The sequence below is a fragment of the Hyphomonas pacifica genome (assembly GCF_000682675.1).
Lineage (GTDB): Bacteria > Pseudomonadota > Alphaproteobacteria > Caulobacterales > Hyphomonadaceae > Hyphomonas > Hyphomonas pacifica.
Window position 1 is genome coordinate 15,434 of record NZ_AWFA01000019.1, and the last position, 26,774, is coordinate 42,207.

Genomic DNA, 26,774 nt, shown 5'->3' on the forward strand with positions numbered 1-26,774 from the left:
AGAGTTTGATAATGACCCGTATTCTGACAATGCTGATGCTGGCGGTTTTCATGCCGCTTAGCCTGGCCCTGCCTGCCGCCGCGCAGCTGCAAGTGCGGGTCGATGAAGGCAACTTCAAACCCACACCGCTGGCCATTCCGGACTTTGAAGTTCGCGGCGAGAATGCAGAAATGGCGCAGAATATTGCGGATGTGGTGCGCGCCGACCTGGAATCGACCGGCCTGTTTGACATCCAGAACCCCGCCTCCTTCATCCAGAAGGATTTGTCGATCGACGTTCAGCCACGCTTCCCTGACTGGCGCATCATTCAGACCGAAGGTCTGGTTGTTGGTGCGTATGAGGAGCTTCCTGACGGCAAGATCGCCGTTTCCTTCCGCTTGTGGGATGTGTATGGCGGGGAAGTGATGCGCATCAATGGCCAGCCGGGCCGCCGCCTAACTACGACGCCGGACAATTGGCGCCGTATCGCGCACAAGATTGCTGACTCCATCTATACGCGCCTGACCGGGGAAGACCCGTATTTCGACACCCGTATCGTCTATATCGCCGAGACTGGCCCGAAGACGGAGCGCGTCAAGCGTCTCGCCATCATGGATTCCGATGGCGCCAACCAGCAATATCTGACGCCGGGCACGAATACGGTGCTTACCCCGCGCTTCAGCCCATCTGCCCAGGAAATCACCTACATGTCCTATGAAGGGGGCCGCCCGCGCGTGTACCTCTTCAATATCGAGACGGGCCGCCAGGAACTGCTCGGCAACTTCCCGGGCATGACTTTCGCGCCGCGTTTTTCCCGTGATGGGCAAAGCGTGCTGCTGACGCAGGCACAGGGCGGTAACTCCGAAATCTATCTGATGAATCTGCGCACGCGCCAGTCGCGCCGCCTGACAGACCATCCGGCGATTGATACTTCGCCCTCCATGTCTCCGGACGGCCGTGCGATCGTGTTCACGTCAGATCGTGGTGGCAGTCCGCAGCTTTATATCATGAATACCGATGGCAGCCCGCGGACCTGCCCGTCAGGCGGTCGTGACGTGGCCTGCCGTATCACCTTCAACAAGGGCCAGTATTCCACGCCGGTCTGGAGCCCGCGTGGCGATCTGGTGGCATTCACCAAGCAGCTCGGCGGTCGCTTCTACATCGGCGTCATCGGAATTGACGGTAAGGGCGAACGTCTCCTGACCGAATCCTACCTGGATGAGGGGCCGGACTGGTCCCCCAACGGGCGTGTCATCGTATATTTCCGCGAAAGCCGCCCTGGCGCAGGTCCGCAGCTCTGGTCGGTTGACCTTTCCGGCCGCAATGAGCGCCGTGTCCAGACCCAAACGGATGCCTCTGACCCCGCCTGGTCTCCACTTTTGGAGTAATTTTATAATAATTTCATAGGTTTCGCCCTCGGATTTTCGTCCGGGGGCGTTGCTTTTTTGAGACATATGGTGGAAATAGGTATCAATTGGGTCGGCAGCTATGTTTCCGCCCGATTGTTGCCCGAATTCTGTCAGAATATGGAGACAGATAGCCGCTACATCCGGCACAACGTTGACAAACGCGAGCCGTAAGGCGTCAAATAGCACTCAGGACATCCAGGGGAGTCTGATTAGCAATGAAAACCACTCTTAAAATTACTGCCGCAGCAGCGGTTGTGCTCGCGGTCGGCGCGTGTGCGTCCAAGCCTGAGCCTGTCGAACAGGTTGAGGAGAAAGCACCCGTTGAGGTCGTGGACAACACGCCCACCGTGACCGAGCCGGTCGACACCAAACCGGTAGGCCCGACGGGCCCGGTTGCCGGTTCGCTCGAAGATTTCCGCGTTAACGTTGGTGAGCGCGTATACTTTGACCTGAACGGCTATCGCCTCGACAGCGACGACCAGGAGATCCTGAAGCGTCAGGCTGCTTGGCTCGAATCCTATCCGGCTGTACGCATTCTGGTTGCAGGTAACTGCGATGAGCGCGGCACACGCGAATACAACCTGGCACTGGGCGAGCGTCGCGCGTCCATCGTGAAGGACTATCTGGTCAGCCTGGGCGTTAACCCGTCCCGCATCGACACGATTTCCTACGGCAAAGAGCGCCCGATCGCTGCTGGCTCTGATGAGCAAGCATGGGCCCTGAACCGTAACGGCTTCACGCAGCTTGTTTCCGGCACAACCAGCTAGGTTTCTGCCGCGAATACCTTACACTATGCAGCCGGGTGCCTTATTTTGGCCCCGGCTGTTTTTGTATGTTCGCCCGCATAGTTCCGGAGGCCTGTTTTCATGTTCAAAGCTCCCGCACTCGTCCTGGCTGGTTTCTGCCTTCTTGCAAGTCCCGCCATGGCCCAGCGCAGCGCACCCATTACGCAAGGGGTCACAAGTTCAGACCTCGCCAATCAGGTTGCCCAAGCGCGCCAGCAAAGCGCCGAGGTGCGGGTTGAGGTGAATGGCCTGACCGGAGATGTCATGCAGCTGACAGGCCGGGTCGAGACCCTGGAATTCCAGTTGCAACAGGCCCGCGAAGAAAATGCGAATTTGCAGCGCGACAATGAAACCCTTGTGGATGAATTGGACGAGATGCGCGCTCAGCTGGAGCAACAGTCTCGCGTGCTGGCCTCCCTGCAGACCTATCTCTCCTCTGCCGGCATCATGCCGGAGACAGACATGATGCCGGGTGCAGCAGGCGACTTTTCCGCGCCGTCTTCGTCTGACGGGCTGTCGGCCCGCACGGATGCTGGCGCGTCGTCCGATATGCGCCCGTTGACAACTGATGGCAGCCCTGCCGAGGCGACAGGCCCGAAACGCCTTACGCCGGGACAGATGGCCGGGGATATCAGCGGCCAGGACAATCTTCCGGAAGGCAGCCTGGGCACGCTACCGGCCAGTGCACTGCCTGGCGAAGCAGGCCCGCTCTTTGCCATGGCGAAGTCCAAGCTTATCCAGTTTGACTATGCTGGCGCCGAAGAGGCGTTTCGCGCTTTCCTCGACAAGTTCGGTGATGATCCGCAGGCCGGCGAAGCCCATTACTGGCTGGGTGAGGCGCTGTACCAGCAGAAGGCCTATGCTGACAGCGGCGCTGCCTATACGACGATGATCCGCTCCTATCCGGAAGACCCGCGCGCACCGGATGCGCTGGTCAAGCTGGCCCGTGCGATGCGCTTGATTGGCGACAAGGACAAGGCGTGCCTTGCGCTGGATACGCTGCCGAAGCGTTATCCGAATGCTTCTGGCGTCACGCGTGATCTGGCCGCTGTCGAGCGGACCAAATCCGGCTGCATCAATTAGATTCTTCAGACGGGTTCGATGAACGCTTTTGACCGGCTCTGCGGCTCTGCCATAGGGCCGGTTGGGATTGCGGTGTCAGGGGGAGGGGACTCCCTCGCGCTCCTTCTGCTGGCGCAAAAATGGGCGAGGGCAAAAGGGCGGCATCTGATTGCCTTCACGGTTGACCATCGCCTACGACCCGAAGCCGCCGAGGAAGCGGCAGGCGTTGCGGCGCTGTGCGGGCGGTTGCATATCCCCCACCAGACCCTTGTCTGGAATAGGCCTGCGGGGAAGCAGGCGGCGGCTCGCCGGGCTCGGCATGCGCTGATGGCGACAGAATTGAAGGCGCGCGGCGGCACGCATTTGATGCTGGGTCATACGGAAGACGATCAATGCGAAACCTTTCTAATGCGCGCGCGTCAGGGGTCCACATGGTACGGCTTGGCGGGCATGCAGCCGGTCTCGCTGTCTCCTGTCTGGCCAGAAGGGCAGGGCATCCTGCTGGCACGGCCAGTGCTCGGCTACAGCCGCGAAGCCTTGCGGCACGTTCTGCTGGAAGCGGGGCAGTACTGGGTGGATGACCCGTCAAACGCCAACCCTGTCTACGAGCGTGTGCGCGTGCGGGCCCTGCTGGCCAGACACCCACGTCTGAAGCGGGGCATTCTTGCCTCTCAGGCAAGGCTGCAGCAGCTGAGACGGCTGGAAGAGCGGGCCATGGGGCGCTGGATTGAGCATAATGTTAAGGCGAACGCCGAGGCCGGCCGGTTTGAGATCTCGCTGGGCGGCTTACCCTTGGAACGGGCCGAAAGGCTGATCAGCCTTCTGATCCAGATTATTGCCGGACGGGAAGTACCGCCGCGACGCGATGGGGTTCAGCCGCTCGTCGCACACCTGATCAGCGAGCACCGCTTTGAGGGCGCTACTCTGGGCGGTGCCTTGATCTATCGCAAGTCTGGGCTGATCCAGCTGTCTGCCGAGCCTGCTGTAACCGGGCCAGAGGCTGATTTTGGCCGAGCCGAGGCCCGTCTGGGGGCGATTATGGCGCTCTACTGCGGTCAGACGTGACAAATCAGCTATATTAAGACCAAAGGAGTCGTTTTCCTGTAACAAGACCCCTATGTTATTGTGGAAACATCCGAACCTGAAGCGAGACGCGATATGAACGTCAGGAACCTGGCTATTTGGGGCGCCATTGCCCTGCTTGTTATCGGCATGGCAGTTGCCATGGGCGGTAATTCCGAGTCGGCCGGTGCGAAAAAGGCCCAATTGTCCGAGATCAACGAGTTGATCATGAATGGCTCGGTGACCGAAGCGACACTCGGTAATGAGCGCATCGTCGTTCAGACAACCGATGGCCGCACGCTACAAAGTGAACTCCGCGTCTTTGACACCCGCACACAGGACTATCTGGAAGAGCATAATGTGCCTTTCACCGTGGATGCCGACAGCGGGCAGAACGGCTTTGCGTCTCTCATTTTTTCCATCCTGCCGATTATCCTGATTGTCGGCTTTGTCTTCTTCATGATGCGCCAGATGCAGTCTGGCGGCGGGCGCGGCGCGATGAGCTTCGGCAAGAGCCGGGCGCGCCTACTGACCGAGAAACATGGCCGCGTCACCTTTGATGATGTGGCTGGTGTGGATGAAGCGAAGGAAGAATTGCAGGAGATTGTCGAATTCCTGCAGGACCCGTCCAAATTCCAGCGCCTTGGTGGCAAGATTCCGAAAGGCGCGCTGCTGGTGGGCCCTCCGGGCACTGGTAAGACGCTGCTGGCCCGCGCTGTTGCGGGGGAGGCTGGCGTGCCCTTCTTCACGATTTCCGGCTCTGACTTTGTCGAAATGTTCGTCGGCGTTGGTGCCAGCCGTGTGCGCGACATGTTCGAGCAGGCCAAACGCAGTGCGCCCTGTATCATCTTCATCGACGAGATCGACGCTGTGGGCCGCTCCCGCGGGGCCGGTCTGGGCGGCGGTAATGATGAGCGCGAGCAAACGCTGAACCAGCTGTTGGTCGAAATGGATGGCTTTGAGGCCAATGAAGGCATCATCATCATGGCCGCAACCAACCGTCCGGACGTTCTGGACCCGGCGCTGCTGCGTCCTGGCCGGTTCGACCGTCAGGTCACCGTCGGCAATCCCGACATTATAGGTCGCGAGAAGATCCTGCGCGTTCACATGCGCAATGTGCCGCTGGCCAAAGATGTCGACGCTAAGGTGATTGCGCGCGGCACGCCCGGCTTTTCCGGTGCAGACCTTGCCAACCTTGTGAACGAGGCGGCCTTGCTTGCGGCTCGTCGCGGCAAACGGGTCGTAGCAATGCAGGAATTCGAGGATGCCAAGGACAAGGTGCTGATGGGCCCTGAAAAGCGCTCCATGGTCATGTCCGAAAAGGAAAAGGAACTGACCGCCTGGCACGAGGCTGGCCACGCCATCGTGGCGCTGAAAGTGCCCGTGGCCGATCCGGTTCACAAGGCAACCATCATTCCGCGTGGCCGTGCGCTGGGCATGGTGATGCAGCTGCCCGAAGACGACAAGATGTCGATGTCCAAGATCGAAATGACCTCTCGCCTGGCCATCATGATGGGTGGCCGTGTGGCGGAAGAGCTGAAATTCGGCGACGACAATGTCACCGCCGGCGCAGCTTCTGACATCCAGCAGGCTACGCGTCTGGCGCGGGCCATGGTGACGCGCTGGGGCTTTGCCGAAGCGGTCGGCCCGGTCGATTATGGCGATGATCAGGGGGATGTGTTCCTGGGCCAGCAACTGATGCAATCCTCTCATGTGTCTGAAGAGACTTCCCGCAAGATCGAGGAAGAAGTTCGCAAGCTGATCCAGACCGGCATGGATGATGCCCGTCACATCATGACCGAATACCGAAAGGACTGGGAAGCGATCGCGACCGGCCTTCTGGAATATGAAACGCTGAGCGGCCATGAAATCAATGAGCTGCTGAAGGGCAATCCACCTGAGCGTCCGGACTTTGGCGATGATGATTCCTCACCGGGCTCTGCCGTTCCGGTCATCGGCAAGCGGCGCAAGCCGAAGGGCGATGGCGGCCTGGGCGATCCGGAGCCGAACCCGGCCTGATCCAGCGGCAAGACTGTTTCATCAAGGCGCGTATCCCAAGGGTACGCGCCTTTTTGCTGCGCTGCGGAAATTCATGCTGCGCTGCAAAAAGCAGGAACGGAATCAAATATTAGCCTTTATGTGACCCTACAGAAAGAACGACAGACGACACAGGGAAGGGCTCATGTGTAATCAGCCCGTATATGTAACGCTGAATGATGGTGCGCATGCCGTTTTGCGACCGGCTGATATCCAGGATGAAGCCCGGTTTGCGCATCTTGTGGAGAATATGTCGGACCAGTCGCGCTATCTGCGCTTCTTTTCCGGTGTACGCCAGATCCCGCAAACCATCATCCATATGCTGGCCGATGCGGATGGGCACCGCCATATCGCCTGGGGCGCAGCAGAGGTTAACGCTCCGGGACACCCCTTCATCGCTGCGGCGCATGTTTTCCGGGACAGGGAAGACCCCACAAAGGGCGAACTCGCCATGGGTGTCCTCGACGCGCACCACTCACAAGGCCTGTCGCGCATGCTGATTGCCTGTCTGGCGCTGTGCTGCCGGGATGAGGGCGTCATTGCGCTGGAGGCTGAAACCCTGTCCGAGAACCGCAAGGCGAACAATCTGTTCCGCGACATTGGTGGCCATGTCGTGCGGGCAGGCCCGCCGACCATGCTGTGGAAATTCCATGTGGGGGAGGTGATCAGCCTTCTGCGTGCCATGGAAAGCCCGCGCGGTCTGCGCGAAGTGTTCCGTGTGAATGGCGCGGAAGATTAGAGGTAGGTTAGGGCAGCATCCACTATGCGGAAGAGGGCATAGCCAAAAACGGCGATGGCCCAGCGCCACGCGGCGACAGGCTGGGTCTGATATTGCAGTCCATCATATTTGTCCCAAATCACAAAGCCATCCTCGCCGAGGGCGCGGGCCTGCATGATATGTGTCAGCAAGTTGACCAGTGGCAGACCAAGAGCCCCATGCCCGCTAATATGGACATGCCGGTACGCTTCAGGCTGGCGGAGAAAGCCAGGCGCCTGCCAATCGCATTGCGCACGCGGATGCGCATCAGCGCCTTGCCGGGCGTATTGCCGAATTGGGAAATGCAGAACGCCTCCAGCAGCCAGAAGACCAGCATCTGCAGAACGAAATACCCGATCACAAAGCTCCAGCCCTCGAAATAGGCCTCTTCAAAGGGCCAGCCAAACAGGCCCACGCCAAGGCCAGAAAGCGCGCCTAGATGCGTGGTTCAGTATCCGCATGATAGCCAGGTGTCTTTGGCGTCGCGCCCAGCTCTTCGCCGAACACGTCAATGTCCGGAGTGGATGTCGATATCATTAAAAAAGCCCCCATCTGGCTCAACCCCAGATGGAGGCTAAATTGTTCATCCCGCAATGGGAAGCGAAGATTTTAGGAAACTCGCTCCACCATCATGTGCTTGATCTTGGCGATGGCTTTCGCCGGGTTCAGGCCTTTCGGGCAGACCTGCGCACAGTTCATGATCGTGTGGCAGCGATACAGTTTGAACGGATCTTCCAGATCGTCCAGACGCTCGCCCGTGGCTTCGTCGCGGCTGTCGATCAGCCAGCGATAGGCCTGCAGCAGCGCAGCCGGGCCGAGATACTTGTCGCCATTCCACCAATAGGATGGGCAGGAGGTGGTGCAGGAGGCGCACAGGATGCACTCGTAAAGGCCGTTCAGCTCTTCACGGTCTTCCTCTGACTGCTTCCATTCCTTCTCAGGCTCAGGTGTAACCGTCTTCAGGAAGGGCTGCACGTAGGCGTGCTGCGCGTAGAAATTGGTCAGGTCCGGGATCAGATCCTTCACTACCGGTTGCGAGGGCAGGGGAGCGATGGTGATCACGCCGCCCGGCAGCTCGTCAAAGCCCTTGGTGCAGGCAATTGTGTTCTGACCGGCAATGTTCATGGCGCAGGAGCCGCAAACACCTTCCCGGCAAGAGCGGCGGAAGGCCAGCGTCGGGTCAATATTGTTTTTGATGTAGAGCAGGACGTCCAGGATCATCGTGCCGGCGCGGTCCATGTCTACCCAATAGACATCCCAGCGGGGATTACCGCCTTCTTCCGGGCTGTAGCGATAGATCTTGAATTGACGCAGATTGGTCGCGCCTTGCGGCTTCGGCCAGGTCTTGCCTTTTTTCGGGGCGGACCCTTTGGGGAGTGTGAGCTGTACCATGTCGTGTTCGCCTTGATGTCCTAGTAAACCCGGGCCTTGGGCTCGATATAGCTGATCTCGTTGGACAGCGTGTAATCGTGCACAGGGCGGTAATCGAGGGTGACTTTGCCGCCGTCATCGCACCAGGCCAGCGTGTGCTTCATCCAGTTTGTGTCGTCACGTTCGGAGAAGTCTTCCCGGGCGTGCGCGCCGCGGCTCTCTTCACGGTTGGCTGCGCCATTCACGGTGACAGCCGCCTGCAGGATGAGATTGTCGAATTCAAGGGCTTCGACAAGGTCGGTATTCCAGACCATGCCGCGATCCTTAACATCTATGCCCGGGAGTTTCTTGAAGACTTCCTCAATGGCGTCAACGCCTTCCTTCAGAACGTCGCCGGTACGGAACACGGCGCAATTGTTTTGCATCGCTTTCTGCATTTCGAGGCGGAGCTTGGCGACTGGCTGGTCCCCTGTGGCGTTGCGCATCTTGTCGAGGCGGGCAATGTGGCTGTCGGTTGCGCCTTTTGGCAGTTCCGGCTGGGTTGCGCCGGCTTCCGTCGTTGCGCCGCAGCGCTGGCCCGCCGCACGACCAAATACAACGAGGTCGATCAGGGAGTTGGAGCCAAGACGGTTGGCGCCGTGAACCGACACACAGGCTGCTTCGCCCACAGCCATAAGGCCAGGAACGATGGCGTCTGGATTGCCGTCTTTTTTGGTCAGCACTTCGCCGTGATAGTTCGTCGGGATGCCGCCCATATTGTAGTGCACGGTTGGCAGAACCGGAATCGGTTCTTTCGTGACGTCCACACCGGCAAAAATCTTTGCTGTTTCGGAGATACCCGGCAGGCGAGCGGCCAGAACTTCTGCGCCGAGGTGCTCAAGGTGCAGGTGGATGTGATCCTTTTCTGCGCCGACACCGCGGCCTTCACGGATTTCCATCGTCATCGCGCGAGAGACCACATCGCGGGAGGCGAGGTCTTTCGCAGACGGGGCGTAGCGCTCCATGAAGCGTTCGCCTTCGGAATTGGTGAGATAACCGCCTTCACCGCGCGAGCCTTCGGTGATCAGACAGCCCGAGCCGTAAATGCCGGTCGGGTGGAACTGAACGAATTCCATGTCCTGAAGCGGCAGGCCGGCGCGCAGCACCATGGCGTTGCCGTCGCCCGTGCAGGTGTGGGCAGACGTACAGGAGAAGAAGGCGCGGCCATAGCCGCCGGTTGCCAGAATGGTTTTCTGCGCGCGGAAGCGGTGCAGCGTGCCATCATCCAGTTTCCAGGCAGTGACACCGCGGCAGGCGCCGTCTTCATCCATGATCAGGTCAAGCGCCAGATATTCGATGAAGAATTCGGTCTCTTCCTTCACGCACTGGCCGTACAGCGTGTGCAGCATGGCGTGGCCGGTCCGGTCCGCAGCGGCGCAGGTACGCTGAACAGGGCCTTGGCCGAAATCGCGGGTCATGCCGCCAAAGGCGCGTTGGTAGATCTTGCCTTCATCGGTCCGGGAGAAAGGCATACCCCAGTGCTCAAGCTCGTACACGGCCTGCGGCGCTTCACGGCAGAGATACTCAATCGCGTCCTGGTCGCCCAGCCAGTCAGACCCCTTGACGGTGTCATACATGTGCCAGCGCCAGTCATCCTCGCCCATATTGCCGAGGGAGGCGGCGATGCCACCCTGCGCTGCCACAGTGTGGGAACGGGTCGGGAAAACCTTGGTGATACAGGCCGTTTTCAGGCCCGCCTGAGCGGCGCCCAAGGCTGCGCGGAGGCCGGAGCCACCGGCGCCGACAACAACGACATCATAAGTATGGTCGGTCCAGGTATATGTGCTCATCTCGTTAATTCTCCCGCAGGGCTCAGGCGCCTGCGCCAATCCAGAGTTTCAGAACCGACAGCGCGACCGTGACGAACAGCGCGATACACGCAAAGCTGTTCAGGATCAGCAGGGTCGAACGGGTTCCTGTCTTTTCGATATAGTCCTCAATGACGACCTGCATACCAAGGCGCATGTGAAAGATCGCCGCGCCAGCGGTCAGGATCAGCAGAATGGCATTCAGGGGCTGGCCAGCCCATGCCTGTGCGGCTTCCATGCCGGCACCCATCGCATTGATGATGGAGAACATAAACCATGGCACCAGGAAGATCAGGGCGATTGCGGACACGCGCTGGCGGATATGATGCTCCGTGCCGGATTTGGCGGAGCCGAGACCGCGGGCATTTTTGGCAGGGGTGGTGAATTTGCCGTATGACATGTCAGCAGCCTCCTACAGCCAGATCGTGGCAGCCATGATGGCCGCTGCGCCAACAAAGGCGAACACGTAATTGAACAGGGACACGGCGCTGGCTGTTTTTGGGGTGAAGCCGATATTCGGGCCATCCCATAGCAGGTGGCGAATGCCGTTTGCGAAGTGATAGAGCACGGCAACCGCCCAGAGATACATGATGATCTGGCCGTACCAGGCCGTCACCAGGCCTTCGATGGTGGTGTAGCACTCAGCGCCGGTGGCGAGAGCGACAATCCATGCCGTGATGAGAAATGTCCCGAAATAGAGCGCCACACCCGTAATACGGTGGGTGATGGACGCTGCCATGGTGAGATGTGGACGCCAAATCTGAAGATGTGGCGACAGGGGGCGGGTATCGGCCCGTGGAGTGCCTGACATGAGGATTACCTTGCCTGCAATGAAACGCTTGGCTTTGGGTTCTAGGATTCTCTATGGTCCTGTCAACGCTGCAACGGGCCGGGAGCGACAATATGAAACTTTTTCTCTGCGCTTTAAGTGTGGCCATAATGGTCCCTTTGGCCGCCGCGGACCCTCTGGATGAGCTGATTCCGGCCTATGAGGCGCATGTGAAATCTGCCAGTCCTGAAGCAGCTGCAGGCGATCACGACAAAACCCCTCATCAATGGAGCGACGTCAGCTTGCAGGCGGTTTCCGGCTATGCCGAGGAGGCCCGGGCCCTTCTGGAAAAAGTGCAAAATGCCGAAACAGACCGGGTGATCGACCAGGCCATCCTCGAAAGACTGCTCCAGTCTGAGCTGATGGACGCCGATTATGACACGGCACGTATCCCGTTTACAGGGGATTGGGGCTTTCAGGCTCAGCCTATTTTCGCTGCCATGCGCGAAACCATCACGACTGTGCCGGCAGGACAGGCCTGGATTGACCGTCTGAATGATACGCAGCGCTATTTCGAGCAGAATGTTGCCAATATGCGGCGCGGCATCGAGACCGGCTGGACCGCCAATGCGGACCCGCTGGGCACGGTGATGGCGCAAATCCGCGAGCAGATCGTGGAGGATCCGGTGGAAAGCGGCCTCTATGCGCCATTCCTCAGCCTGCCGGATGACATGCCGGAGGCCGACAGGGCGCGCCTGCAGGCGGACGGACTGGTTGCGGTCAGCCATGCCATTGATGCCTATCGCGAGACGCTGGACTTTCTGGAAACCGAATATGCGCCTGAGGCCCGCGACGGCGCAGGCATTGCCGATCTTCCGGGCGGCCGCGATGCCTATGCCGCCGCCGTGGAGCATTACACAGCAGGGGCAGGCTATGATGCCGAAACGATCCATGCGCTGGGCAATGAAGAGGTCCAGCGTATCCGCGCCGAGATGGAAGCGATCATCGCGGAGATCGGCTATGAAGGCAGCTTCGATGAGTTTCTGACCTATCTGCGCACTGATCCGCAATTCTATGCCGAGACGCCGGAACAGCTGATGGCGGCTGCCGAGGAGGTGTCTGCCCGCCTGCGTGCCATACTGCCGGACTATTTCAGCCACCTGCCGGAGCTGGATTTCAATGTCGAGCCGGTGCCGGCCTCGATTGCGCCCGGCTATACGACAGGCCGCTATGTCTCCGGAGAGCCCAAGGAGGGCCGCAAGGGCACATATCTGGTCAATACCTATGCGCTGGACCAGCGTCCGCTGTATGAGCTGCCATCTCTCTCGGCCCATGAGGCCGTGCCGGGCCATCACCTGCAAATCACGCTGGCGCAGGAAATGACCGACCAGCCGGAATTCCGGAAGAACTATTATGCCACCGCTTTTGGGGAAGGCTGGGGGCTCTATTCGGAAAGGATTGCCGGGGAGGCGGGCATCTACCGCACACCGTATGAGCGCTTTGGTGCGCTGTCCTATGAGATGTGGCGCGCCTGCCGTCTGGTCGCCGATACGGGCCTGCATTGGTATGGCTGGAGCCGTGAAGAGGCAGAGGCCTGCTTTATTGAGAATTCTGCCCTGTCACCGCTCAATATCCAGACCGAGGTGACGCGTTACATTGGCTGGCCGGGGCAGGCGGTTGCCTACAAGGTGGGCGAGCTGAAGATCCGTGAACTGCGCGCCTATGCCGAAGAAAATCTTGGCCCGAAATTCGACATTCGGGCCTTCCACGATGTCGTGCTGGGCGAAGGCGCAGTGCCGCTGGACGTGCTCGACTGGCGGGTGAAGACCTGGGTTTCTGGCCAGGTGGAGTCGGCAGAACCTGCTGCGGAGACGTCGCAAGACTGATCAGTCCACCGTCACCGGCAGTTTCAGATACACTTTGCCATTATCCTCTTCCGGGGGCAGGGCCCCAGCGCGGATATTCACCTGCAGCGAAGGCAGAATCAGGCGCGGAGCTGAGAGAGTCTGATCACGCCTTGTCCGCATGGCAACAAAGTCCTCCTCGGTCACGCCATCATGCACGTGGATATTGCCTGCGCGCTCGTCCGCGACGCTGGTTTCCCATTCATAGGTTTCGCGCCCGTCCGGTAGATAGTCATGCCCCACAAAGATGCGGGTCTCTGGCGGCAGGGACAGGATCTTGCGGATGGACCGGTAAAGCGTTGCCGCATCACCGCCCGGAAAGTCGGCGCGGGCGGTGCCATAGTCTGGCATGAACAACGTATCGCCGACAAAGGCTGCATCACCGATCAAATAGGTGAGGCAGGCGGGCGTATGGCCTGGCGTATGGATCACGCGCGCCTCTATATTGCCGATCTGGAATATGTCACCTTCCTGGAACAGACGGTCAAACACATGACCATCCGGGATCAGATCATCTGCGTTAAACATGGGTTTGAACTGGCGCTGTACATCCACAATGTGCGCGCCGATGCCATATGCCGCGCCAGTCTGCTTGCGGATATAGTCTGCCGCAGACAGGTGGTCTGCATGGGCATGCGTGTCCAGCACCCATTCAACGGTGAGCCCGGCGGCTGTCGCAGCGTCGAGAACCTTGTCAGCGGAGGCGCTAGAAAGTTTGCCACTGTTCGGTTCGAAATCCAACACAGGGTCAATGATCGCAGCCTGCTTCGTCCCCGGATCAGAGATCAGATAGGTCACTGTCGAGGTGTCGGGATCAAAATAGGCATGGATGTCCATGGGGGGCTCCTTGTCCGTATATTTGCCCCATGGAACAGACACAGATCAGCCCGGAGGTCATGGCCCGGAATGCGGGCGCAGCCGCAGACCTGTTGCGGGCATTGGCGAATGAGCACCGCCTTATGGTGCTCTGCCAACTCGCTGCCGGTGAGCGCAATGTGACCCAGCTTTGTGAGGCGTGCCCGGTTTCCCAATCGGCCTTGTCACAGCATCTGGCCAAACTGCGCGCGCAAGGCCTCGTCCGGACGCGCCGGGAAGGGCAGACCATCTGGTATGCCATTGCCGATCCGTCGGCGGCCAGGATCATCCGGACACTGGCGGAAATCTTTTGTCCGGAGGCTTTGACATGAGTACTTTGAAACCCCTCAGCCCGGCAGAAGTCTCCCGCCGCCTGGCCAAGGGAAGAGTTACCCTGGTCGATGTGCGCGAGCCCCATGAATATGCGCGCGAGCATATTGCGGGAGCTGTCTCATTGCCCTTGTCGAGAGTGCGGCGCGGAAATCAGAAAATGCCAGCTGGCCAGGCCATCGTCTTTCATTGCAAATCGGGCATGCGGACGAAGATGCATTGTGATGCGCTGGCGGCGCAGGCAGAAGGCAAGGCCTATGTGCTGGAAGGTGGCCTTTTGGCCTGGAAACAGGCGGGCTTACCGGTTGAGCATGCACAGGGGACAGAGCTGTCGCTGCGACCCTTCCTGTTTGCTGGCGGTGCGGCCATGGCGCTTCTCGTCCTGATCAGCCTGCTGACAAGAGGCTGGTAAGCGAATGTTTGGGCTCGATTCGACAACGCTCGCGTTGGCGCTGGCCAGTGGCGCGCTGGTGGGATTGTTCCTGTCTGCCTTTGGTGGTGGGGGCTCTGTACTGGCGGCGCCGTTGCTGGTCTATGTTGTCGGCGTTAAGGACCCGCATGTGGCGATTGGCACATCCGCTGCGTCGGTTGCGGCGACCGCTCTGATCAGCTTGATCGGCCATGCCCGCGCGCGCAATGTGAAATGGCCATGTGCATCCGTTTTCGCTCTGTCGGGCCTCGCCGGATCGCTGGCCGGGTCATCGGTCGCAAAGCTGGTCGACGGGCAGGCGCTGCTGCTGGCCTTTGCCTTTGCAATGGCGGCGATTGCGCTCTCCATGTTTCGCCAGCGGGAGTTTGCAGGCAATCCGGATGTGCATCTGACGCCGGCCTTCATGATGCGTCTTGTGCCGCTCGGCTTGCTCGTCGGCTTCGCGGCGGGATTCTTCGGGATTGGTGGCGGCTTCCTGATCGTGCCGGGCCTGCTTTATGCGACCGGCATGACGATTGGCGCAGCGATGGCCTCCTCGCTCGTTTCGGTGACGATTTTTGGTGCGGCGACTTCGGCGAACTATGCCCTCAGCGGCTATATTGATCTGCACTTGGCGGCCATTCTGGTGATTGGGGGATTACTTGGCGGTCTGATCGGGCATCAGCTCGCCAGATACCTCGCCAGCCGCGCTCTGCTCGCCCGTCGTGTGTTTGCTGCTTTCATTCTGGTCGTGGCTGCCTATGTGGCGATACAGGCCGGGTTGGCGCTTGCCGCCTGAGCTGGAAGCGGCCTAGACGAGGCGGTTACGACCATATGAGGCGGCATGAAACTCACCATTATTGAAACAGGCCTTTTGCCTGAAGCCATCCGGCATGACTTTGAAGACTATCCGGCGATGTTCCGTCGTCTCATCGGCGCGGCAGATCCGGACCTGCAATATGAGACAGTTTCGGTCATCAAGGGGCGGGCGCTGCCCGATCCGTCCAGGCTGGATGCTGTCCTGATCACCGGCTCTCCGGCCGGCGTGTATGACAGTGATCCATGGATTGCGCCGCTGATGCAGTTCATTCGCGAGGCGGCCGGGGCAGGCGTGCCGCAGGTCGGCATCTGTTTCGGGCATCAGGTAATGGCCGAGGCGCTTGGCGGCAAAGTGATCAAGTCTCCGAAAGGCTGGGGCATTGGCCGCCATACTTATGAGATGAAGGCCTGCCCGGACTGGATCGGAGAGGCCTGCCCGGCAACCATTTCCGTACCGGTCAGCCATCAGGACCAGGTCGTGGCCTTGCCGCCCGGTGCCGGCGTGCTGGCCGCGTCAGAGTTCACGCCCTATGCGGCGATTGATTATGGCGCTGTGCCGGCCATGTCTTTCCAGTGCCATCCGGAATTCAACGAAGCCTACTCGGCCGCGCTTTACACCGCGCGCAAGGGGCGACCGCTGGCGGAAGAGGCCGTTGCACTGGCGATTGAGGGGCTGAAAGCGCCCTTGGATAATCAGAGGCTGGGCCGCTGGATTGCCCACTTTGTGACCCGCCGGGGCTGAACCTGCTCAATACGTGAAGTCCGGTGAGGGCTTTGTTTACCAAGTCGCGCGGCGCTGCCCGCGTTTGCCTGCGCTATGCTATTTCGCCTGTGGCGCGAAACCTGCATACTCATCGCTGAATTGACACATCCGTGCTGTAGGGACGCACATAGCCTGGAGACGTAACGCTCATGATGCCTAAACCGCTCGTAAATATTGCCCCGAACACATTGGAGTTCGAGATCCTTCCGCTGGTGAAGCCGACTGGTTTCCGCGAATATGACGCCCGTTGGTGGTTCAACGGCATCGGCAAGGAGAAAGCCCCCGAACTCAACCTGACCGGGGTGCAGGCATTAGGTCTGGGCATGGCGACCCTGTTCCACGAACTGGGGGTGGAACCGAAAGTTGTGACCGGACATGACTATCGCTCGATCAGCCAGCCGATCAAGAACGCGCTGATCCTGGGGCTTACACAGGGTGGCTGCGAGGTTCTGGACGTCGGCCTCGCCCTCTCGCCCATGGTCTATTGGAGCCAGTTCGAGCTGGACGTGCCATGCTGCGCCATGGTGACGGCCAGCCATAATGAGAATGGCTGGACCGGCGTGAAGATGGGCGCGAACCGTCCGCTGACTTTCGGGCCGGATGAAATGGGCCGCCTGAAAGAGATCGTCATGGGCGGAGACTTCCAGCCTCGTGCTGGCGGCGCGCATCACCGTGTGGACGGCATGCGCGAGAGATATATCGCAGCTGTCGTAGGCGACACAAAGCTCAGCCGCCCGCTGAAAGTCATCGCCGCGTGCGGCAACGGCACGGCAGGGGCCTTTGCACCGGATGCGCTGCGCGCAATGGGCGCAGACGTTATCGAGATGGATTGCAATCTCGATATGACCTTCCCGAAATACAATCCGAACCCGGAAGACTCTGAAATGCTGCACGCCATGGCCGCCATGGTGAGGGAAACCGGCGCAGATGTGGCCCTCGGTTTTGATGGGGATGGCGACCGGTGCGGTGTGGTGGACAATACGGGTGAGGAGATCTTCGCCGACAAGATCGGCTTGATGCTGGCGCGCGATCTGTCGAAACTGCATCCGAATGCGACCTTTGTGGTCGATGTGAAATCCACCGGCCTCTACAAGACCGATCCCGTGCTGAAGGAAAATGGCGCGACGGTTGATTACTACAAGACCGGCCACTCCTACATCAAACGCCGCACGACAGAGCTCGGCGCGCTGGCAGGTTTTGAAAAGTCCGGCCACTTCTTTTTCCGTGAGCCAATCGGTCTTGGTTATGATGACGGCCTGGTTGCCGCTAAGGCCGTACTGGAAATGCTGGACCGCAATCCGGACAAGACCATGGCGGACATCAAGTCAGAACTTGGCGTGGCCTATACCTCTCTCACCATGTCTCCGCATTGTGATGACGAGACCAAATACGGCATCATTGACAAGATGGTCGCGGAATATGAGGGCCTGAACGGCACGGAAATCCTTGGCCGGAAAATTGTCGATGTGAACACGGTCAACGGTGCCCGTGTGACGCTGGAGGATGGGTCCTGGGTGCTGGTTCGCGCTTCGTCCAACAAGCCGGAACTGGTCGTTGTGGTCGAATCCATGACCAGCGAGGATGACATGCGGAATCTCTTCCACAAGGAAGTGAAGCCGCGCCTCGGCAAGCATCCGGAAGTCGGCGCCTACAATCAGGAAATTTGATTGCAGTCAGACCGGGGTTTGACATGTCCTGCTGCCTGAAGGCAGCGGGCACAGTCCTCAGGCCATATCGGCGGCGGCTGCGTCATCCATTTGGGTGGCGCGGGTCCAGGCCTGGCGCGGGGCCAGACGCTCCCAATAGGCTTTCAGCACGTCATGCTCGGGCAGGGTGCCGAATTGCAGGCCCCAGCCGACCTGCGCGCCGACATAGACATCGGCTGCGGTAAAATTCTCCCCGCAGACATAGGGTGTGCCGGACAGCGCGCGGATGAGGGTATGATAGGTGTCATCAAAGTCGCCATAGCCAGCCATGCGCTTTTGTTCCGGCGTGACCTGAAAGCCCAGCGAGCGGTTTATGATCGCGCTCTCCAGCGGGCCGGAGGCAAAAAACAGCCAGCGATAGTAATCCGCCCGCTGATCCCTTGGCGGCGCAAGGCCTGTCTCCGGAAAGGCATCTGCCATATAGGCGCAGATGGCGGCGCATTCGGTGACCGTTTTGCCTTTGTGCACGATAGCGGGTACCTTCCCCATCGGGTTGATGGCCAGATAGTCCGCGCCCTTCATTGTGCCATCATAGGTCAGCAGCACCGTGTCATATTCGGCGCCCACTTCCTCCAGCATCCAGCGAATAATGCGACCGCGGGATTGCGGGTTTGTATAAAAAGTAAGATCTGCCATGCGCCCCTCCATTGTTCACGATTTGATCTAGTCTTTGCGCTGCTTCGCGTCAATCCTTGGTACGGTTCCGGAAAGCCTGGTCATATGGTATTGCGTGACGATAATGTGTTTCTCACTGTGCCAGCGCATGCAGCCTCTTGACCTGTTGGCACAAAAATCGCACCCCTCGCCGCAACCCCTATTGTTTGTTTGTGGTGAGGGATTTCCATGCGCGTCGCGATGATTGGTACCGGCTATGTAGGCCTGGTGAGCGGAGCCTGTTTTGCTGATTTCGGACACGTTGTGACGTGTGTCGACAAGGATGCAACAAAGATCGAAAAGCTTAAGGCTGGCATCATGCCGATCTATGAGCCTGGGCTGGATAGCCTGGTCGCGAAGAATGTCGAGGAAGAGCGTCTGTTCTTCACAACTGAGGCGAAAGACGCGATCAAGGATGCCGATGCGGTATTTATCGCTGTAGGCACGCCATCCCGCCGCGGCGATGGCCATGCGGACCTTTCCTATGTCTATTCTGCTGCAGAAGAGATCGCCCAGCTGATGGACGGTTTCACCGTCGTTGTCACCAAGTCGACCGTTCCGGTCGGCACGGGTGACGAAGTGGAAGAGATTATCCGCAAGGCCCGCCCGGATGGTGACTTTGCCGTTGTCTCAAACCCGGAATTCCTGCGGGAAGGTGCGGCGATCAAGGACTTCAAGATTCCGGACCGCGTCGTCGTCGGCACTGAAGACGAGCGCGCCCGCAATGTGATGAAGGAACTCTATCGTCCGCTGTTCCTGAATGAGACACCGATCCTGTTCACGGCGCGCCGGACGTCAGAACTGATCAAATATGCCGCCAACGCCTTCCTGGCCGTGAAGATCACCTTCATCAACGAGATGGCTGATCTGTGCGAGAAGGTTGGCGCGAATGTGCAGGAAGTGTCCCGCGGGATAGGTCTGGACGGTCGGATCGGCAAGAAATTCCTGAATGCCGGGCCGGGCTATGGCGGCTCCTGCTTTCCGAAAGACACGCTGGCCCTGACCAAGACGGCGAATGACTATAATTCTCCCGTCCGCATCGTCGACACGGTGGTTGAGGTAAACGCTGCCCGCAAGAAGGCGATGGCCGGCAAGGTTATCGAGGCCATGGGCGGCGATGTCAGCGGCAAGACGATCGGCGTGCTGGGCCTGGCCTTCAAGCAGAACACCGATGACATGCGCGATGCGCCTAGCCTGGACATCATCCCCGCGCTGCAAGCCGCCGGAGCCACGATCCAGGCCTATGATCCTGAAGCCATGGAAGAGGCCTCCCACCTGCTGAACGATGTGACCTTTACCAAGAGCGCCTATGAGGCTGTTCAAGATGCAGATGCGATGGTCATCATCACCGAATGGGACCAGTTCCGTGCGTTGGATCTGGATCGGATCAAGGGGGCCCTCAACTCTAATATTGTGGTAGACCTCCGGAACATCTATGCACCAGACGATATGGCGGCCCGCGGATTCCACTATTTCTCCATTGGCCGTCCCAGCGTCTGAGACTTAAAGAGAACAGGACAGGACAGATGAAATTTTTCGTAGATACCGCCGACACCAAGGATATCGCCGATCTGGCTGAAAGCGGCATGATTGACGGTGTGACCACGAACCCGTCCCTCATCGCGAAAGCCGGCCGTCCCTTTGCGGATGTCATTCAGGAAATCTGCGAGATCGTGCCGGGTCCGGTCAGCGCAGAAGTGGTCGCCACAGACTATGAGGGCATGATCACCGAGGGCCGTAAATTGGCGAAGATCGCTGACAACGTTGCCGTAAAGCTGCCGCTGACCTGGGACGGGCTGAAAGCCTGCCGCACGCTGTCGGGTGACGGAACGCAGGTTAACGTGACGCTCTGCTTCTCGGCCAATCAGGCGCTTCTGGCTGCTAAGGCGGGCGCGACCTTTATTTCTCCCTTCATCGGCCGTCTGGACGATATCAATATCGATGGCATGGAATTGATCGCGGACATCCGCCAGATCTATGACAATTATCTGTTTGACACGGAAATCCTGGCGGCCTCCATCCGCTCTGCGAACCATGTGAAGCTGTCTGCCCTGGCTGGCGCTGATGTGGCGACGATGCCTCCGGGCGTCATCAAGTCACTGGCCAATCATCCGCTGACCGACAAGGGCCTGGAAATCTTCCTTGCCGACGCACAGAAGGCCGGTATCAAGGTCTGATCCGATGGCACAGCCAGAGGGTCCGCAGGGCCGTGTCTTGATCATCGCCGGGTCTGATTCCGGCGGTGGGGCAGGCATCCAGGCGGATATCAAGGCCATCACGATGCTGGGCGGTTATGCGATGACCGCCATCACCGCCATCACGGCGCAGGACACACATGGTGTACAAAGTGTGTGGCCTGTGCCGCTGGATGGGGTGCTCAAGCAGATTGACATGACCCTGAAGGATATTGGCGCAGACGCGATCAAGACCGGTATGCTTGGCAGTGCCGAACTGGTCGAGGCAATTGCCGAGCGTCTATCGGAACTGGCGATCCTGGTACCGCGCGTAATTGATCCTGTCATGATTTCCACATCGGGCCATCGTCTGGTAGACGAGAAAGCCGTTGGTGCCATCCGGTCCGAACTCGTTCCTGGCGCGCGGCTGGTGACGCCCAATGCACCAGAGGCTGAAGTGCTGAGCGGCAAGGTGGTTGAAACCGTAGACGGACAACGCCGTGCCGCAGAAGCGCTGCTGGAACTCGGCGCGAATGGCGTGCTGGTCAAGGGCGGCCATATTGGCGGGAGCATCATCCATGATGTGCTGCAGACGACGACCGGAGAGTGGATCTTTGAAAGCCCGCGCATCGAGACGACATCTACACATGGCACAGGCTGTACGCTGGCCTCGGCCATTGCCGCGCTTCTGGGGCAGGGGCTGAGCGTGCCGGACTCGGTTGAGCGTGCGCGTGACTATCTGCTCGAAGCCATCCGTACCGCGAAGGGCTTTGGCCATGGCCACGGTCCGGTCAATCATGGCTGGATGCTGGACGAGCAATAGAGCGCCTCAACGGATATTGAGAAATCATCGTTTCTCCGGTGCCCGGCCTTGTGGCATGAAGCCTGCCCGATTGGAGATTTGAACGATGACGAAACTTCCCTTCTACCAGGTCGATGCCTTTGCCTCGAAGCCGTTCGAGGGAAACCAGGCCTGCATCATGCCGCTGGACGACTTCCTGCCTGACGAGACGCTTCAGGCGATTGCCGCCGAGAACAATGTTTCCGAGACGGCCTATATTGTTCCGGCCGGGGAGGGCGTCTGGAAGCTGCGCTGGTTTACGCCCGCTGTCGAAGTGCCGCTATGCGGACATGCGACACTGGCCAGCGCGCATGTCTTGTTCAATGAACTGGGCTTTGATGGCGAAGCGATTGCCTTCGACACGGTCAAGTCCGGCCGCTTGACGGTGCGCCGTCTGAAAGATGGCCGGCTGGAGATGGATCTGCCTGCTTACAGGATTTTCGAAGTTCCGGTGACGGACGAGATTGCGAGCGCTCTCGGCGCGCGCCCGGTGAAGGCCTGGGGCGGCGCCTATTATGCGGCCATGTTCGAGACGCCAGACCAGATCATCGCGCTGGATGTGGACCATGCCGCGCTGAAGGATCTGGGCGAGGATTCGGCAGACTGGCCGCGCGGAAATTTCGGCTGCTTTGCCAGAGGCGGTGAGGGCGTGGATGTGACCAGCCGTGTCTTCGGGCCCGGCAGCGGCATTGATGAAGACCCCGCCACGGGCAGCTGGCACGCCATGCTGGCGCCGATCATGCAGGCCGTCACCGGGCAGGATGCCGTGTCCTGCTATCAGGCCTATCCGGGCCGGGGCGCGCATATGGAAACGCGTCTCGAAGGTGACCGGGTAAAGGTGATCGGCCAGTCCGTCACGGTGATCGAAGGTCAGTTCACACTGTAACCAGCGCGTGCGGCCGGCGCGGCGATGGCCGTCCGGTGATCAGGATGCTGTTTCATCTCCGCCGCAAGCGGAGGAGGGCACAGTCAGGCGGGTCGCGCGCGCAGGTACAATATGTGTCGGACAAGATGATCTGCTCACGGCAGGGCGCGTCTGCCAGTAGGCAGATGCAAACAGGTTCCGTATCCGGCAGATGCGGGCTGGGCGCAAGGCGTTCCCAGGCGCGGATCTTCGGCGGCTCATATGTGTAGGTTTTTTTGGCCCCGGGCACATCGCCGATATACTGGATGTAGACATTGCCCAATTTGTCGACGACGACAAAGACGTTCCGTCCTGTCCGGCGACGCCACTCGGTCAGCCGCACCAGATTCCACCACAGCCAGGGCCAACAAAAAGCCCAGACATGTTTGAAGAAGGGACGATAGTGCGGATCCATGCGCGCAAGCATGGCGCGGGCTGAATACCGGTTGGATTGGGGGCGTGCATTTTTTCCCCTCTTCCTCCCGCGTGAGGGGCCGGGGGCGAGGGGAAACAGGCTTTCGCTCTGCGCCAGGATCTGCCGTGTAGACAGACGTTTCAGCCGTTGCAGCCTTCCGTGCACGTGGGACCTGTACGCTTCCTCACCCCTGACCCCTCTCCCAGAGGGAGAGGGGGATTGGTGTGGTCTTTTCCGCTCCTTGTGGCGGACGAGGCGCATGCCAGTCAGTACCCGGCGTGCCGCTGAACTTCAGACCTGTCTTTGAGGTGGTTCTTGAAAGAAATCAGTCTTCCAGCCCGCATTCTTTTTCAGCGGCCACTTCATGGGCAGCTTTGATGTAGGAGCGGGCGTAGGGAATATTTGCGGGGTTCATCATTGATCGCTTCGCTCCGGCAATTTCCTGTTCCAGTTCTTCACAGCTCTGGCGTGAAAACCGTGCCTTGTTTCCGCCGCTTGCCAGTGCGCCACTTGCGGCAGAGCCAGCAATCGCTGATCCCGCGGCCCCGGCCACAGTTCCGCATGCGGAAAGGGATGTAAACAGACCGAGCATGGCGGTCGCAACAATCATTTTCTTTTTCATCTTGGGCAGTCCCTTGACAGTTGATCTGTCTGCTCCTTATCTGCCCCTTCGACTCTTCATTCGTGCCCCCCAGGAGGGGTGCGAAGCGCTTTTCTTTCATATTCAATGAAATATGCCAGGGCTCACGCGCTATTGCAGCCCGGGTCTGGCGTGACGCGAGCGCCTTGATGACGGGATCGGGGGGATGTGGTTTTCAATCAGGAACGGATAGGCGCGGGGCCTCTGTGGAAGCAAAATTCCGTGCACGCGGCACCTGCGTGCTCCCTCCCTCCTGACCCCTCTCTAGAGGAAGAAGGGGGTGGTGTGGTCTTTTCCGCTGTTTAGTCTAAGCCCCAGGGGGCGGGTGGGATGTCTATGGGTTTGGACGTATCAAACTCGACACGGAAGAAGCGTCCCGGCCGTTCCATTTCATAGGCGAACAGGTTGTGGGTAGGGCGAACTTCGATGGCCCAGATATTGTCTCCTGACTCAGGAATTCCATTGGCATCAAACAGAGCCTTCGTGGCTTCGTCTGCTGGGAAGTTCAAGCGGCTGCCGCTGAAGCGGTCATCGCGAACGCCGCCATAGCCGGTCACCGGGTCGAGGCTGCCATCTTCATGGCGGTGCTCATGATGCAGGGCGAGGCGGTCCCGCTCGCGGTGGATGACCCAGATGCGCGAGCGATCATCGCCGACATGAAGCGGGATGCGGATTTCATCCTTCCCGCAGGATCGGACATGCATGACGATGCGCTCGGCGCGCCAGGCATCGTCTTCTGCATCGTCGCTGACGATCCTGCCTTCGAAAGCCTTGCCGCAGAGGGCGGAGAGCCGTTGCATGAACTCCGCTTCCTGAACAGTCGGCTGGCTGCATGCGGACAGCAGCAGCGCAGCAACGACGAGGAGGGGGGCACGCATCGGGCTGGTCCCTAGTGGCGGAAGTGGCGCATGCCGGTGAAGACCATGGCGAGGCCGGCCTCGTCGGCGGCGGCGATGACTTCATCATCGCGGATGGAGCCGCCTGGCTGGATCACCGCAGTCGCGCCGGCGGAGGCCGCTTGCAGCAGACCGTCCGGGAAGGGGAAGAAGGCGTCGGAGGCGGCAACGCAGCCCTTTGTTTTCGGCTCAGCCCAGCCAGCCACTTCGGCGGCGTCTTCGGCCTTGCGCGCCGCGATACGGGCGCTGTCGATGCGGCTCATCTGGCCCGCGCCGATGCCGACGGTTGCGCCGTCTTTCGCATAAATGATGGTGTTGGATTTGACGTGCTTGGCGACGCGCCAGGCAAACAGCATGTCTTCCAGCTCCTGCTCGGTCGGCGCCTTCTTGGTGACGACTTTCAGGTCTGCCTTCGTAATGCGGCCAAAGTCCCGGTCCTGCATCAGGAAGCCGCCCGCAACGGTTTTCACGAAACGACCGGCAGCGGCCGGATCGGGCAGGCCTTCGGTGATCAGGAGACGGAGGTTTTTCTTCTTCGCGAAGACAGCTTCAGCGGCGGCATCCGCGCCGGGGGCGATGACGACTTCGGTGAAGATCTGGGAGATTTCTTTCGCGGTCTCTTCATCCAGCGCGCGGTTCAGGGCGACGATGCCGCCAAAGGCTGAGGTCGAGTCGCAGGCAAGCGCCGCGCGGTAGGCCTCGATGATGCTCGACCCCTGCGCGACGCCGCAGGGGTTGGCGTGCTTGATGATGGCGACGGCAGGCGTTTCCGCCCCCAGTTCGCCGATCAGCTCATAGGCCGCGTCGGTGTCGTTGATGTTGTTGTAGGAAAGTTCCTTGCCCTGCAGCTGTTTCGCAGTGGCGACGCCGGGGCGCTGCTCTCCCGTGACATAGAAAGCGGCCTTCTGGTGCGGGTTTTCGCCATAGCGCAGGCTCTGCTGAAGCTTGCCGCCAAGCGCAGCCCAGTCAGGCGCGGTTTCATCCAGCTGCGCGGCATACCACGACGAGATCGCAGAATCGTAGGCCGCGGTGCGGGCATAGGTTTTCGCGGCCAGCTTGCGGCAGAGCGCGACGGAGACCTGGCCGTCATTCGCGTCCATTTCGGCGAGAACGGCATCGACGTCTCCGCCATCGGTGCAGACGGCAACAAAGCTGCCATTCTTGGCCGCGGCGCGCAGCATGGCCGGGCCGCCAATGTCGATATTCTCGACACAGGTTTCGAAGTCTGCGCCTGAGGCGACGGTTGCCTCGAATGGGTAGAGATTGACGTAGATAAGGTCGATGGCGCCGATGCCGTGGGTCTCGGCGTCTTTCACATGGGAAGGATTGTCGCGCAGATAGAGCAGGCCGCCATGCACTGCCGGGTGCAGCGTCTTCACGCGGCCATCCATCATTTCGGGGAAGCCGGTCAGGTCAGAGACGTCTTTCACGTCAAGGCCGGCTTCTTTCAGGAGTTTCGACGTGCCGCCGGTGGACACGAGCTCGACGCCCTTTTCGGCCAGATTCCGGGCCTGGTCTACAAGGCCGGTCTTGTCGGAAACGGACAGGAGGGCGCGGCGAATGCGAACGGGGGTTCCGCTCGTGGCGGCATCAGTCATGGGAAATATCCTCTGGCGCAGGCATGATGGCTTGTGCCGCGGGGCGTAGCATGAAAGGGCTGTGCGTCAAGCGCTCCAGCGCCGCGCCTTTTCAGCGCGTTCAATAGCATATTCCGGCACCAGTATGCCAAGAAGGCGCAGGGCCTCTGACCGTTCACGCCGCGATGCGGCCTCGATGATTTCCTTCAGGCGTTTTTCGAACAGTTCTGACGGGATGGTGCAATTGTCCACACGGTTGACGCCCTCGACTGGTGTCTTGCTGACATGCTCATGTTCATAGGTAAGCACTTCATGCATCTTTTCACCGTCACGAAGACCGGTTGTGGTGATCTTGATATCCACGCCGGGCACCAGGCCTTTCAGGCGGATCATCGTCTCGGCCAGTTGCAGGATCGGCATGGGTTCCCCCATGTCCAGCACGAAAAGGCCCGTATGAGCAGGCGTATCCTGAAGCGTGGCGGCCTGAAGCACAAGGGCAGAGGCCTCCTCCACGGTCATGAAGTAACGCGTGACATTCGGATCGGTCAGCGTGACTGGACCGCCCGCAGAGATCTGGCGCTCGAAAAGAGGCACAACGGAGCCGGAGGAGCCGAGCACATTGCCAAAACGCACAATCGAGGCCGCCATGCCGGATTCGGCAGCGATCTGCGTGATCGCCATTTCGGCAAGGCGTTTGGTGGCACCCATGACATTATCCGGATCAACGGCCTTGTCGGTCGAGATGAAGACAAACCGCTTTGCGCCCACGGCTGCAGCCGCCCGAACGGAGTGGATTGCGCCCGCCACAT

At 59.9% G+C, this 26,774-nt stretch carries 29 protein-coding genes; 16 read left to right on the forward strand and 13 right to left on the reverse strand.

Features of this window, described 5'->3' with window-relative positions; translation table 11 throughout:
• The first annotated feature begins 11 nt into the window (after nucleotides 1–11).
• The 6 genes from tolB to HY2_RS16765 all read left to right on the forward strand — a co-directional run bounded on the left by tolB (nucleotide 12) and on the right by HY2_RS16765 (nucleotide 7,073).
• The gene (gene tolB, locus HY2_RS07575) at nucleotides 12–1,367 is read left to right on the forward strand and encodes a Tol-Pal system beta propeller repeat protein TolB (RefSeq protein WP_034826305.1); all 1,356 of its coding nucleotides are present in this window, start codon (nucleotides 12–14) and stop codon (nucleotides 1,365–1,367) included.
• Between the two features lie 236 nt (nucleotides 1,368–1,603).
• Nucleotides 1,604–2,155, forward strand: a complete 552-nt coding sequence (gene pal / locus HY2_RS07580) for a peptidoglycan-associated lipoprotein Pal (protein WP_034826307.1) — start codon at nucleotides 1,604–1,606, stop codon at nucleotides 2,153–2,155.
• Between the two features lie 99 nt (nucleotides 2,156–2,254).
• Nucleotides 2,255–3,256, forward strand: a complete 1,002-nt coding sequence (gene ybgF / locus HY2_RS16760) for a tol-pal system protein YbgF (protein WP_051594830.1) — start codon at nucleotides 2,255–2,257, stop codon at nucleotides 3,254–3,256.
• An 18-nt stretch (nucleotides 3,257–3,274) separates the two neighbouring features.
• The gene (gene tilS, locus HY2_RS07590) at nucleotides 3,275–4,300 is read left to right on the forward strand and encodes a tRNA lysidine(34) synthetase TilS (RefSeq protein WP_051594831.1); all 1,026 of its coding nucleotides are present in this window, start codon (nucleotides 3,275–3,277) and stop codon (nucleotides 4,298–4,300) included.
• A 93-nt stretch (nucleotides 4,301–4,393) separates the two neighbouring features.
• Complete coding sequence (gene ftsH, locus HY2_RS07595; RefSeq protein WP_034826309.1) at nucleotides 4,394–6,316, forward strand: ATP-dependent zinc metalloprotease FtsH; 1,923 nt, start codon at nucleotides 4,394–4,396, stop codon at nucleotides 6,314–6,316.
• A 163-nt stretch (nucleotides 6,317–6,479) separates the two neighbouring features.
• Nucleotides 6,480–7,073: a GNAT family N-acetyltransferase gene (locus HY2_RS16765; RefSeq protein ID WP_051594832.1), complete on the forward strand. Its 594-nt coding sequence runs from the start codon at nucleotides 6,480–6,482 to the stop codon at nucleotides 7,071–7,073.
• On the opposite strand, the gene HY2_RS17295 is transcribed toward HY2_RS16765, so the two are convergent.
• The 6 genes from HY2_RS17295 to sdhC all read right to left on the reverse strand — a co-directional run bounded on the left by HY2_RS17295 (nucleotide 7,070) and on the right by sdhC (nucleotide 11,120).
• The gene (locus HY2_RS17295; RefSeq protein WP_158533976.1) at nucleotides 7,070–7,228 is read right to left on the reverse strand and encodes a hypothetical protein; all 159 of its coding nucleotides are present in this window, start codon (nucleotides 7,226–7,228) and stop codon (nucleotides 7,070–7,072) included. The two genes, HY2_RS16765 and HY2_RS17295, sit on opposite strands and share 4 nt — an antisense overlap.
• Nucleotides 7,229–7,236: 8 nt before the next feature.
• Nucleotides 7,237–7,506, reverse strand: coding sequence for an RDD family protein (locus HY2_RS07605; RefSeq protein ID WP_034826311.1), 270 nt, complete (start codon nucleotides 7,504–7,506; stop codon nucleotides 7,237–7,239).
• A gap of 194 nt (nucleotides 7,507–7,700) precedes the next feature.
• The gene (locus HY2_RS07610; protein ID WP_034826312.1) at nucleotides 7,701–8,483 is read right to left on the reverse strand and encodes a succinate dehydrogenase iron-sulfur subunit; all 783 of its coding nucleotides are present in this window, start codon (nucleotides 8,481–8,483) and stop codon (nucleotides 7,701–7,703) included.
• 20 nt (nucleotides 8,484–8,503) lie between these two features.
• Nucleotides 8,504–10,291 (reverse strand): succinate dehydrogenase flavoprotein subunit, encoded by a 1,788-nt coding sequence (gene sdhA, locus HY2_RS07615; protein ID WP_034826314.1) that lies wholly within the window; start codon nucleotides 10,289–10,291, stop codon nucleotides 8,504–8,506.
• 22 nt (nucleotides 10,292–10,313) lie between these two features.
• Entirely contained in the window at nucleotides 10,314–10,709 is a 396-nt protein-coding gene (sdhD, locus tag HY2_RS07620) for a succinate dehydrogenase, hydrophobic membrane anchor protein (protein WP_034826316.1), read from the reverse strand.
• A 12-nt stretch (nucleotides 10,710–10,721) separates the two neighbouring features.
• Nucleotides 10,722–11,120 carry a succinate dehydrogenase, cytochrome b556 subunit gene (gene sdhC, locus HY2_RS07625; protein ID WP_034826317.1) on the reverse strand — a complete coding sequence of 133 codons (399 nt, stop codon included), beginning with the start codon at nucleotides 11,118–11,120 and terminating at the stop codon, nucleotides 10,722–10,724.
• Nucleotides 11,121–11,212: 92 nt separating this feature from the next.
• Between sdhC and HY2_RS07630 the strand changes: the two genes are divergently transcribed.
• Nucleotides 11,213–12,964, forward strand: a complete 1,752-nt coding sequence (locus HY2_RS07630; protein WP_034826354.1) for a DUF885 domain-containing protein — start codon at nucleotides 11,213–11,215, stop codon at nucleotides 12,962–12,964.
• On the opposite strand, the gene HY2_RS07635 is transcribed toward HY2_RS07630, so the two are convergent.
• Nucleotides 12,965–13,819 (reverse strand): MBL fold metallo-hydrolase, encoded by an 855-nt coding sequence (locus tag HY2_RS07635; RefSeq protein WP_034826319.1) that lies wholly within the window; start codon nucleotides 13,817–13,819, stop codon nucleotides 12,965–12,967. It abuts the gene before it with no gap.
• A 29-nt stretch (nucleotides 13,820–13,848) separates the two neighbouring features.
• Between HY2_RS07635 and HY2_RS07640 the strand changes: the two genes are divergently transcribed.
• The 5 genes from HY2_RS07640 to HY2_RS07660 all read left to right on the forward strand — a co-directional run bounded on the left by HY2_RS07640 (nucleotide 13,849) and on the right by HY2_RS07660 (nucleotide 17,825).
• Nucleotides 13,849–14,169: an ArsR/SmtB family transcription factor gene (locus HY2_RS07640; RefSeq protein WP_051594833.1), complete on the forward strand. Its 321-nt coding sequence runs from the start codon at nucleotides 13,849–13,851 to the stop codon at nucleotides 14,167–14,169.
• A complete protein-coding gene (locus tag HY2_RS07645) occupies nucleotides 14,166–14,579 on the forward strand; it encodes a rhodanese-like domain-containing protein (RefSeq protein WP_051594834.1) in 414 nt (137 codons plus the stop codon). The genes HY2_RS07640 and HY2_RS07645 overlap by 4 nt, the downstream gene beginning before the upstream one ends.
• A 4-nt stretch (nucleotides 14,580–14,583) precedes the next feature.
• Nucleotides 14,584–15,375, forward strand: coding sequence for a sulfite exporter TauE/SafE family protein (locus HY2_RS07650; RefSeq protein WP_034826321.1), 792 nt, complete (start codon nucleotides 14,584–14,586; stop codon nucleotides 15,373–15,375).
• Between the two features lie 45 nt (nucleotides 15,376–15,420).
• Nucleotides 15,421–16,137, forward strand: a complete 717-nt coding sequence (locus HY2_RS07655) for a type 1 glutamine amidotransferase (RefSeq protein ID WP_034826323.1) — start codon at nucleotides 15,421–15,423, stop codon at nucleotides 16,135–16,137.
• Between the two features lie 173 nt (nucleotides 16,138–16,310).
• Complete coding sequence (locus tag HY2_RS07660) at nucleotides 16,311–17,825, forward strand: phosphomannomutase/phosphoglucomutase (RefSeq protein ID WP_034826360.1); 1,515 nt, start codon at nucleotides 16,311–16,313, stop codon at nucleotides 17,823–17,825.
• Nucleotides 17,826–17,882: 57 nt separating this feature from the next.
• Here HY2_RS07660 and HY2_RS07665 read toward each other — a convergent pair whose 3' ends face one another.
• Complete coding sequence (locus HY2_RS07665) at nucleotides 17,883–18,500, reverse strand: glutathione S-transferase family protein (protein ID WP_034826326.1); 618 nt, start codon at nucleotides 18,498–18,500, stop codon at nucleotides 17,883–17,885.
• A 207-nt stretch (nucleotides 18,501–18,707) separates the two neighbouring features.
• Between HY2_RS07665 and HY2_RS07670 the strand changes: the two genes are divergently transcribed.
• The 4 genes from HY2_RS07670 to HY2_RS07685 all read left to right on the forward strand — a co-directional run bounded on the left by HY2_RS07670 (nucleotide 18,708) and on the right by HY2_RS07685 (nucleotide 22,419).
• Nucleotides 18,708–20,018 (forward strand): UDP-glucose dehydrogenase family protein, encoded by a 1,311-nt coding sequence (locus tag HY2_RS07670; RefSeq protein ID WP_034826328.1) that lies wholly within the window; start codon nucleotides 18,708–18,710, stop codon nucleotides 20,016–20,018.
• Nucleotides 20,019–20,044: 26 nt separating this feature from the next.
• Nucleotides 20,045–20,695 (forward strand): fructose-6-phosphate aldolase, encoded by a 651-nt coding sequence (gene fsa / locus HY2_RS07675; RefSeq protein ID WP_034826330.1) that lies wholly within the window; start codon nucleotides 20,045–20,047, stop codon nucleotides 20,693–20,695.
• A 4-nt stretch (nucleotides 20,696–20,699) separates the two neighbouring features.
• Nucleotides 20,700–21,515 (forward strand): bifunctional hydroxymethylpyrimidine kinase/phosphomethylpyrimidine kinase, encoded by an 816-nt coding sequence (thiD, locus tag HY2_RS07680; RefSeq protein ID WP_034826332.1) that lies wholly within the window; start codon nucleotides 20,700–20,702, stop codon nucleotides 21,513–21,515.
• A gap of 85 nt (nucleotides 21,516–21,600) precedes the next feature.
• Nucleotides 21,601–22,419 (forward strand): PhzF family phenazine biosynthesis protein, encoded by an 819-nt coding sequence (locus HY2_RS07685; RefSeq protein WP_034826333.1) that lies wholly within the window; start codon nucleotides 21,601–21,603, stop codon nucleotides 22,417–22,419.
• A gap of 52 nt (nucleotides 22,420–22,471) precedes the next feature.
• Here the strand turns inward: HY2_RS07685 and HY2_RS07690 are convergent, their stop codons facing one another.
• From HY2_RS07690 to HY2_RS07710, 5 genes are all read right to left on the reverse strand, one after another.
• Complete coding sequence (locus tag HY2_RS07690; protein WP_034826335.1) at nucleotides 22,472–22,864, reverse strand: hypothetical protein; 393 nt, start codon at nucleotides 22,862–22,864, stop codon at nucleotides 22,472–22,474.
• A gap of 313 nt (nucleotides 22,865–23,177) precedes the next feature.
• A complete protein-coding gene (locus HY2_RS07695; RefSeq protein WP_034826337.1) occupies nucleotides 23,178–23,474 on the reverse strand; it encodes a hypothetical protein in 297 nt (98 codons plus the stop codon).
• Nucleotides 23,475–23,794: 320 nt separating this feature from the next.
• Entirely contained in the window at nucleotides 23,795–24,370 is a 576-nt protein-coding gene (locus tag HY2_RS07700; RefSeq protein WP_034826341.1) for a hypothetical protein, read from the reverse strand.
• 11 nt (nucleotides 24,371–24,381) lie between these two features.
• Nucleotides 24,382–25,986: a bifunctional phosphoribosylaminoimidazolecarboxamide formyltransferase/IMP cyclohydrolase gene (gene purH, locus HY2_RS07705; protein ID WP_034826342.1), complete on the reverse strand. Its 1,605-nt coding sequence runs from the start codon at nucleotides 25,984–25,986 to the stop codon at nucleotides 24,382–24,384.
• A gap of 66 nt (nucleotides 25,987–26,052) precedes the next feature.
• On the reverse strand, nucleotides 26,053–26,774 hold a 722-nt coding region (locus tag HY2_RS07710), incomplete at its 5' end, for a polysaccharide biosynthesis protein (protein ID WP_034826344.1).

Coding starts and splice junctions, on each gene's coding strand:
- HY2_RS07665 (WP_034826326.1), bottom strand. CDS start 18,500: ATGGCAGATCTTACTTTTTATACAAACCCGCAATCCCGCGGTCGCATT.
- HY2_RS07695 (WP_034826337.1), bottom strand. CDS start 23,474: ATGAAAAAGAAAATGATTGTTGCGACCGCCATGCTCGGTCTGTTTACA.
- HY2_RS07685 (WP_034826333.1), top strand. CDS start 21,601: ATGACGAAACTTCCCTTCTACCAGGTCGATGCCTTTGCCTCGAAGCCG.
- ybgF (WP_051594830.1), top strand. CDS start 2,255: ATGTTCAAAGCTCCCGCACTCGTCCTGGCTGGTTTCTGCCTTCTTGCA.
- tolB (WP_034826305.1), top strand. CDS start 12: ATGACCCGTATTCTGACAATGCTGATGCTGGCGGTTTTCATGCCGCTT.
- purH (WP_034826342.1), bottom strand. CDS start 25,986: ATGACTGATGCCGCCACGAGCGGAACCCCCGTTCGCATTCGCCGCGCC.
- HY2_RS07655 (WP_034826323.1), top strand. CDS start 15,421: ATGAAACTCACCATTATTGAAACAGGCCTTTTGCCTGAAGCCATCCGG.
- HY2_RS07610 (WP_034826312.1), bottom strand. CDS start 8,483: ATGGTACAGCTCACACTCCCCAAAGGGTCCGCCCCGAAAAAAGGCAAG.
- HY2_RS07645 (WP_051594834.1), top strand. CDS start 14,166: ATGAGTACTTTGAAACCCCTCAGCCCGGCAGAAGTCTCCCGCCGCCTG.
- sdhA (WP_034826314.1), bottom strand. CDS start 10,291: ATGAGCACATATACCTGGACCGACCATACTTATGATGTCGTTGTTGTC.
- HY2_RS07670 (WP_034826328.1), top strand. CDS start 18,708: ATGCGCGTCGCGATGATTGGTACCGGCTATGTAGGCCTGGTGAGCGGA.
- HY2_RS07630 (WP_034826354.1), top strand. CDS start 11,213: ATGAAACTTTTTCTCTGCGCTTTAAGTGTGGCCATAATGGTCCCTTTG.
- HY2_RS07660 (WP_034826360.1), top strand. CDS start 16,311: ATGCCTAAACCGCTCGTAAATATTGCCCCGAACACATTGGAGTTCGAG.
- HY2_RS17295 (WP_158533976.1), bottom strand. CDS start 7,228: ATGCAGGCCCGCGCCCTCGGCGAGGATGGCTTTGTGATTTGGGACAAA.
- HY2_RS07650 (WP_034826321.1), top strand. CDS start 14,584: ATGTTTGGGCTCGATTCGACAACGCTCGCGTTGGCGCTGGCCAGTGGC.
- HY2_RS07640 (WP_051594833.1), top strand. CDS start 13,849: ATGGAACAGACACAGATCAGCCCGGAGGTCATGGCCCGGAATGCGGGC.
- pal (WP_034826307.1), top strand. CDS start 1,604: ATGAAAACCACTCTTAAAATTACTGCCGCAGCAGCGGTTGTGCTCGCG.
- fsa (WP_034826330.1), top strand. CDS start 20,045: ATGAAATTTTTCGTAGATACCGCCGACACCAAGGATATCGCCGATCTG.
- sdhC (WP_034826317.1), bottom strand. CDS start 11,120: ATGTCAGGCACTCCACGGGCCGATACCCGCCCCCTGTCGCCACATCTT.
- HY2_RS07690 (WP_034826335.1), bottom strand. CDS start 22,864: ATGCTTGCGCGCATGGATCCGCACTATCGTCCCTTCTTCAAACATGTC.
- tilS (WP_051594831.1), top strand. CDS start 3,275: ATGAACGCTTTTGACCGGCTCTGCGGCTCTGCCATAGGGCCGGTTGGG.
- ftsH (WP_034826309.1), top strand. CDS start 4,394: ATGAACGTCAGGAACCTGGCTATTTGGGGCGCCATTGCCCTGCTTGTT.
- HY2_RS07635 (WP_034826319.1), bottom strand. CDS start 13,819: ATGGACATCCATGCCTATTTTGATCCCGACACCTCGACAGTGACCTAT.
- sdhD (WP_034826316.1), bottom strand. CDS start 10,709: ATGTCATACGGCAAATTCACCACCCCTGCCAAAAATGCCCGCGGTCTC.
- HY2_RS16765 (WP_051594832.1), top strand. CDS start 6,480: ATGTGTAATCAGCCCGTATATGTAACGCTGAATGATGGTGCGCATGCC.
- thiD (WP_034826332.1), top strand. CDS start 20,700: ATGGCACAGCCAGAGGGTCCGCAGGGCCGTGTCTTGATCATCGCCGGG.
- HY2_RS07700 (WP_034826341.1), bottom strand. CDS start 24,370: ATGCGTGCCCCCCTCCTCGTCGTTGCTGCGCTGCTGCTGTCCGCATGC.